Genomic DNA, 6667 nt, shown 5'->3' on the forward strand with positions numbered 1-6667 from the left:
GATGTATGATATTTGAAATTGATTTGCAGAATGCGGCTGGAAATCGCTGATACCTGTGCTTTCGGCTGACTATCCGCCGGAAGTTTAGTCGAAGTGATGATTCCTGCCAGATAGCCTGCAATCGAAGTCATCCCAATTACAGCAACACTGAGTAGCTTTTGGATAAGGTTACAAGAGGAAAATTGTTTCATAATGAACCTCAGAGCTAGTTTCTTCAAGCCAATAAAATATTGACAATGCCAACATAACCTAAAATATTGTCACTGTCAATATTTTGATACACAGACGGAGAGATCGCCACGCTTGTTGGTGTAGCCTACCAGAGGCGATCGATTCCCTGTCCCCAAAAAGAGGTAAATTTAGTCACTGTAACATCGCCCAAAACTTGAGTAGCAGATCCAATGTGTAGGAGTGTGATAGCGATTTTCCGTCCGATCGAGCCAACTTTTAAGTTACGATCGCAAGATAGAATGAACTGAGATCTACTTGCTGACAGGAGCAAATTTAAAATGGCAGCGATCGATCTAGTCGGATATCTAGCAGCAACGCTGACAACCGCAGCGTTTTTGCCTCAAGTTTTGCAGGTATGGCAGTCCAAGTCTACCAAAGATCTATCTTTGCCAACCTTACTATCATTTATTGCTGGCATTTCGTTCTGGCTGATTTATGGCTTATTAGTTAGAAGTGCGCCCATAATTATTGCAAATGCAGTTACCTTGGTACTGAATTTAGTGATTCTCCAGTTTAAACTTAAATATGGATAGTGGTTAGTAAGCTATTGCAAACTGTCAGTTCGATCTTATCTTTTTAACTCTAAATAGATACTATCTTTGAGATTTTTTGGCTATTTACCTCCAGTATCGAAATACTCTCGCCAATAGCTAATCCGACCGTTTTCCACCTCTAGGACGATCGCATCATCCGACTGATTGCGGTTGCCTGTAGCCTGTTCTGTATCCTCATAATGCCATTCTACCGCAGCTCGCTGGCCATCGATAATTATCTGGTGAATGGTAATACTGACATCGGTATATTCTCGGGCGAATTTGGCAATTTCCGAGCGAATTTTGTCCCGTCCCTGCCATATTTGACCGGGGACGATGAGTGTGCCATCTTCTGTAAATAACTGAGCGAGGGCATCGGCATCGCGAGCGACCCAGGCATTTTTAGCCAGCTCGATCGTTGCTTTAATATCTGGTGACGGCAAACTATTTTGACTTATATCTAGATCCATGGCAGACATTAAACTCATGAGGATAATTCCGATCGATAACCATCGGCATAGCTGCCAAATTATAGTCACATTCGCCATCTATTCTAACAAACAACAAATCGGTAAACACGATCGATCTGTAGTAAAAAAAGCCAGAGAATTATCCAAAATTATTGCCTAATAATTTTTGCGCAAAATCGATCCTCTTTTTGCATTTTAGTCAACTATATTTTGGATGAGGCTATAGGTAATAGACGCAGATATTTTATGTGCTATTACCCATGACTCATTACCAAATTTCTCTGACAAATTATCAGTTAGCAACTCGATTCTGCATAGCAGATGCTTCTCTTCTCTTCGAGAGGCTACGCCAACGAGAGGCTACGCCAACCAGAACGATTAGTGTTGGTTGCCTAATAATTGTAACTTGACAGCACTGATATAGTGTCGATCGATTTGAGCTTCTGGAGCTAGTTGTTTGGCTACGATCGCTGCTTTGATAATATCTTTAGCCTCGATCGTATTGTCAGCGGAGCTAGTCACAAACGAACCAAACCCAGCAATACCCTGCATCCGATATGCACCTTGATAAGCACGGGAAACTAATTCAAACGGAGTGAGTTTTGGACTTGCAAGATCGTTGAGCTTGGCTGCGGACATCGCCAGACGTTCGGTTCTGGTTGTTTCCGAGTCAGACGATGCCAACGGGGTAGTTTTGGGATTTGCTGTATCGTCGAGCGTAGTTGCGGTGGATGTTGCGGTTGACATTGCCAGCCGTTCGGTTCGGGTTCTGGCGGTTGCAGATGTAGTGGCAGCTAGAGATAGACACAGGATAGATAAACCGACAAGTGCAAAGCGTTTCATTAGAAGTAACCTCTTAGTTGTTTAACTTGAGTACTACTATGGGGCTACTTCCTGAGTTATTCTCGATGATTTGCTGAGAAATTGATAAGAAATAGCCGTTAAAAAATTAATCTCCTGACAGCACCTGTGCCGTAACGGTAGATATTTGGCTATCTCCTAGCGAAAATTAGGCTACCATGATGTAACGTACCTTGAAAATTAAATATGAGCACGATTAAAGTAGAAGTCTGCGAAATTTTAGAGCTGAAACCTCACACTAATGCCGATGCCTTAGAATTAGCCACCGTCCAAGGGTGGCAAATGTGCGTTAAAAAAGGCGTCCATCAACCTGGTGATTTGGTCGTTTATTTCGAGCAAGGCACCGTTCTCACTAAAGAAGTTGCCGAACGCTTGAATGTGGCAACATACCTATCCGAAAAAACTGATATTAATGGCGATCGAGTATTAGTAGTTCACCGAATCAAATTACGCGGCGAACCCTCGTTTGGCTTGGTAGTTCATCCCGAATCGGGTATGAAATTGGGTGACGATGTGGCGGAGTTTTATGGTGCGACTAAATACTTTCCGCCAGTTAAAGCACAAGCTGGCGATAGTGCGGTTGACGATCCCTATTTTCCGAAATATACCAATCTGGAAAACATGCGGAGTTACCCCAATTTATTATCAGTCGGCGAACCAGTCGTCGCAACTGAAAAAATTCACGGCACTAACGCGCGCGTAGGTTTTGTGTGGCACACAGATGAAGAACAGCCGACAATGATGGCAGGTTCTCGGGCTTTGCGCCGCAAAGAGCCGGAAGATCCGACACAAATGGTGGCAAATACTTATTGGTTTCCTCACACTTTAATTGGTGTCAAAAATCTCTTAGTAGATTTGCAAAGCCAAGGACACAAACAAGCGATCTTATATGGCGAAGTTTACGGACAAGGCATTCAAGCTTATACATATGGTGCCAAAAGACTGAATTTCCGTGCTTTCGATCTAATGTTGGATGGTAAATATGTCGATTATCCGGTATTTAAATCTCTATGCGATTGCCATCAAGTAGAGCAAGTACCATTAGTTTATGAAGGTGCTTTTTCACTAGAAGTTATTCGCGGATTTTCTGACGGTGATTCGCTAATTGGTGGTACTCACGGTAGGGAAGGAGTTGTCGTCAAACCGATGGTTGAAAGGGAAGATCCAAAGTCGGGAAGGGTGATTCTCAAGTATATTGGCGATCGATACTTATTTGGTAAAGTTGCCGAACAAGATACCACCGATGTTTAGATAAAGTAGTGACAAGAAGCGGACACGGACACATCCCCGACTTCTTTGAGAAGTCGGGGATGTAGCGTAGATCGAGATTTTAAATATTTAATCTGGTTGACAAAGCCAATTAGGATTCATTAAATTTTTTGCTAATAAATCGACAATTACTGTTTCAAGAGTAGCTCGATCGAGTCGTTCTACAAATAAATCTGGAGGCAGAACATATTTTGCTGGCTCTTGCCCTTCTCTAATATCGTAATTGTCATCATAACGAGCTAAAGGCAAGAAATTAAAAGTCCAAACATTCATCGCATAACGACGACCATCGGCAAGAGTAACAGCAATACTACAGAAATTATCGCAAGGATCGGTAACATCTAGATCGGTTTCATATTCTTCTGTTTCCAACCAAAGTTCAAAACTTGAAATCATATTTTACGAACAATTAAAGGATTTTCGATCGAGCATACATCATCCCAACTATGATGAGAACGATCGAAGGATGAACTATGATGAGATAGGGCGATTGTAGCCTATAGTTCGATCGTTATAATTACTGCAAATGCTTTTTAAAAACTTCTTCACATTCTTCATCGCCTGTCTCGTCTGTTGGCAAATCGCTACTCAACCCAGCAGCGCGCTAATTCAATCTAAATATTACAGCTATCGACAGCCCAGCTTCGACGGTACGGGTAAAGTGTACATGGGTAGAGAAATCGCCCAAGTGATGGGACATCAGGGTGCAGACTGGCTAGAGCGTCCAGATCGCGCCAAGGAGGAACAACCCCAGAAAATGGTTGCAGCACTAAAACTCAAATCTACAGACGTTGTAGCCGATATTGGGGCAGGTACGGGGTATATTTCGCAGCTCATCGCGCCACAGGTACCAGAGGGTAAAGTATTAGCTGTTGACGTACAACCAGAAATGGTCGAACTATTAAAGCAGCGAATTAATAAAGATAAGATCGCGAATATTCAACCGCAATTAGGCACTGAAAAAAGTCCAGAATTACCGCCAGCTAGTATTGACTTGGCAATTATGGTCGATGCTTATCATGAGTTTAGTTATCCTCAAGAAATGATGACAGGGATTGTCTCGGCACTCAAACCAGGCGGACGAGTTGTCTTAACAGAATATCGCGGTGAAGATCCGTTAGTATTTATCAAACCGCGTCATAAAACTACCCAAAAACAGATCGATCGTGAAATGAAAGCTGTGGGACTAAAGTTTTTAAAAAATGAGAGTATTTTACCTCAGCAGCATTTGTTGTTTTTTGGCAAGTCTTAGTCGATCTGATTCTCGAAATGGGTAAAATATCTCTATTGAGGCTTTAGCTATAAATAGTATCCATTTTAACCTGTTTATAGCTATGCAAAATATACGTATAGATTAAAATGCTACCAATTATAACTGATATAGTAAGTTTAGACATTTATCGAGATGGTGGATCTGTTGGTATTAGCTTCCTTGGCGAAGGAAAACATTGGCATGAGTTATTTTTCCCGATCGATCGTCAGTATCAACTAGACGAACAAAATCGTATAGTCGGCTTTATTGGATTGGGATATTTAGCTCCAATGCTTAAAACTTATACGCCAATTGGACGAAGGAGAAAGCATAACCATGAATTTAATACCGAAGAACAGTCACTTACCTGGGAAGAAGCAACAAAATTGTTAGAAACAATGAATGATTTAGTTGTTAATCTTCAAACAAATGGTAAATTAGAGCAATTGGACGTTGCAAGATATTATAAAATGCTGGATGCGAGTAAAAATCAAAGAGCTAAAAGTAGATAAGCACAAAAATGAATGGTATCGATCGACCATAGATTATAATTAGAGGATAACCAGCTATTGAGGTAGATCGAGATGGATCTCTCAGTCACTTTAGACCAAATTAATGCCATGAGTGTTGAAGAGCGACTTCACCTTATACAGGCAATCCAAGCTACCATTCCTGACGGGAAAACCGATGCCAACTTACAGGTAGCGCAAAATTCCCCGTCAGTAGCTTGGGAAAAAGCCATGCGGCAAATTGAAGCAAATCAACCACAATCGCTGGAGCGACTGCTGAAGTCTTGGGAAGATGAAGGTGATACCCAAGAACATCTAGAAACTTGGGAATTTCTCAAGCAAGCTTTGGATGAAGATAGAATTAGCAATCGTCCTCTATTTTCATGAGCCAGATTGTATTGTTGGATACGGGTATACTTGGCATGGTTACAAATCCCAAAGCTAATATACAGTGTGAAGAATGCAAACAATGGTTAAACTCACTTAGTTCCAGAAACTATCTCGTCGCCTTACCAGAAATTACCGATTATGAGTTGCGAAGAGAGTTAATCCGCGCCCATAAACTTAGGGGTATTCGGCAGCTCGACGAACTAAAGGAATTAATCATTTATCTACCAATTACCACTCAAGTCATGCTCAAAGCAGCGGAATTGTGGGCAAAAGCTAGAATTGAAGGTTATCCTACCGCTCATTCAGAAGCAATTGATGGTGATGTAATTCTTGCCGCTCAAGCAGTGTTAATTCAGTTAGAAGGTCATAGCGTTACGATTGCGACAACTAATGTCAACCATTTAAGCCATTTTGTCTCAGCAAAAACTTGGGAAGAAATTTAGGTTTAAATTTTAGAGCCATTCTCCAAGGAAATGCTACGTCAACGAGTATGACACAGTTTCCCCACGACCAATTTGCCAAAGATTTATTAGAGACTCTCTTGAGTCCCTTTGGGGAAGTTCAAACTGCAAAAACGATCGACGCACAAGTGCGGGAAATCGATTACCCGAAACACCGGATACGCTGTGGTTGAGGATTTTAGGGCGAGAAAATGTCCAAATCCGTGCTATTGCAGAAATCGTGCGATTACCCGCAGATAGTCCCTACCTTCAAAATGCCCTAGAACTATTTTCTAACTTAAAAATCGTTCTGGAAAATAAACAAAATAAAGCAACAGAAGAAACGGAGTTAATAATGAACTTATCGCCCTTATATCTAGAACAAATTGACATTGCAACCAAAAAAGGTCGTAATGAAGAAGGAAAATCTCTAAATAATTAGAATATTAACTCGCAAACTTGGCAAGCTGGATTCTAAATCGATCGAGACTATCAATAATCTTGCTTTAGAAGCGATCGAATCTTTAGGTGATGCGTTGTTAGACTTCAACTCGATCGACGATTTGACAGCGTGGTTAGACAAATCGCAGCGAGGTATACAATAGGTCATAAGTTTGGACGTTCGCGCCAACGTAATTAGAGTCGATGCCTAGATTACTCTAGGACACCTCTCCTTCAGAACCGAGCGTGCAACTTTCACTGCACTCGGCTC

Annotated in this window: 13 protein-coding genes; 9 read left to right on the forward strand and 4 right to left on the reverse strand. The window is 41.5% G+C overall.

Annotated features, from left to right (window positions below; all coding sequences use genetic code 11):
- Nucleotides 1–191: hypothetical protein (locus tag C7B77_RS30865; protein ID WP_219892226.1), on the reverse strand; the 191-nt coding region annotated here is incomplete at its 3' end.
- Between the two features lie 318 nt (nt 192–509).
- Here C7B77_RS30865 and C7B77_RS20780 point away from each other — a divergent pair.
- Nucleotides 510–764 carry a SemiSWEET transporter gene (locus C7B77_RS20780; protein WP_106309283.1) on the forward strand — a complete coding sequence of 85 codons (255 nt, stop codon included), beginning with the start codon at nt 510–512 and terminating at the stop codon, nt 762–764.
- An 80-nt stretch (nt 765–844) separates the two neighbouring features.
- On the opposite strand, the gene C7B77_RS20785 is transcribed toward C7B77_RS20780, so the two are convergent.
- Nucleotides 845–1252, reverse strand: a complete 408-nt coding sequence (locus C7B77_RS20785; protein ID WP_245894294.1) for a nuclear transport factor 2 family protein — start codon at nt 1250–1252, stop codon at nt 845–847.
- A 360-nt stretch (nt 1253–1612) separates the two neighbouring features.
- Nucleotides 1613–2077 (reverse strand): hypothetical protein, encoded by a 465-nt coding sequence (locus C7B77_RS20790; RefSeq protein ID WP_106309286.1) that lies wholly within the window; start codon nt 2075–2077, stop codon nt 1613–1615.
- A 204-nt stretch (nt 2078–2281) separates the two neighbouring features.
- On the opposite strand from C7B77_RS20790, the gene C7B77_RS20795 reads away from it, so the two are divergent.
- Nucleotides 2282–3346 carry an RNA ligase (ATP) gene (locus C7B77_RS20795; RefSeq protein WP_106309288.1) on the forward strand — a complete coding sequence of 355 codons (1065 nt, stop codon included), beginning with the start codon at nt 2282–2284 and terminating at the stop codon, nt 3344–3346.
- 87 nt (nt 3347–3433) lie between these two features.
- Here C7B77_RS20795 and C7B77_RS20800 read toward each other — a convergent pair whose 3' ends face one another.
- Complete coding sequence (locus C7B77_RS20800) at nt 3434–3760, reverse strand: hypothetical protein (RefSeq protein ID WP_106309291.1); 327 nt, start codon at nt 3758–3760, stop codon at nt 3434–3436.
- Between the two features lie 130 nt (nt 3761–3890).
- Here C7B77_RS20800 and C7B77_RS20805 point away from each other — a divergent pair, with 130 nt between their 5' ends.
- The 7 genes from C7B77_RS20805 (at nt 3891) to C7B77_RS31760 (ending at nt 6560) form a co-directional block, all read left to right on the forward strand.
- Nucleotides 3891–4616, forward strand: coding sequence for a class I SAM-dependent methyltransferase (locus tag C7B77_RS20805; protein WP_106309295.1), 726 nt, complete (start codon nt 3891–3893; stop codon nt 4614–4616).
- 107 nt (nt 4617–4723) lie between these two features.
- On the forward strand, nt 4724–5128 hold the full coding sequence (locus C7B77_RS20810) for a hypothetical protein (protein WP_106309298.1): 405 nt from the start codon (nt 4724–4726) through the stop codon (nt 5126–5128).
- A gap of 72 nt (nt 5129–5200) precedes the next feature.
- On the forward strand, nt 5201–5512 hold the full coding sequence (locus tag C7B77_RS20815; protein ID WP_106309301.1) for a hypothetical protein: 312 nt from the start codon (nt 5201–5203) through the stop codon (nt 5510–5512).
- On the forward strand, nt 5509–5958 hold the full coding sequence (locus C7B77_RS20820) for a type II toxin-antitoxin system VapC family toxin (protein ID WP_106309304.1): 450 nt from the start codon (nt 5509–5511) through the stop codon (nt 5956–5958). Before C7B77_RS20815 ends, C7B77_RS20820 begins: the two co-directional genes overlap by 4 nt.
- Nucleotides 5959–6005: 47 nt before the next feature.
- Nucleotides 6006–6149 (forward strand): hypothetical protein, encoded by a 144-nt coding sequence (locus tag C7B77_RS30230; protein ID WP_181243945.1) that lies wholly within the window; start codon nt 6006–6008, stop codon nt 6147–6149.
- A complete protein-coding gene (locus tag C7B77_RS20825) occupies nt 6146–6397 on the forward strand; it encodes a hypothetical protein (RefSeq protein WP_106309307.1) in 252 nt (83 codons plus the stop codon). Before C7B77_RS30230 ends, C7B77_RS20825 begins: the two co-directional genes overlap by 4 nt.
- A gap of 49 nt (nt 6398–6446) precedes the next feature.
- The gene (locus C7B77_RS31760; protein ID WP_342761366.1) at nt 6447–6560 is read left to right on the forward strand and encodes a DUF4351 domain-containing protein; all 114 of its coding nucleotides are present in this window, start codon (nt 6447–6449) and stop codon (nt 6558–6560) included.
- Nucleotides 6561–6667: the final 107 nt, after the last annotated feature.

Origin of the sequence: Chamaesiphon polymorphus CCALA 037 (assembly GCF_003003845.1) — a bacterium.
In the GTDB taxonomy this organism is placed as follows: domain Bacteria; phylum Cyanobacteriota; class Cyanobacteriia; order Cyanobacteriales; family Chamaesiphonaceae; genus Chamaesiphon; species Chamaesiphon polymorphus.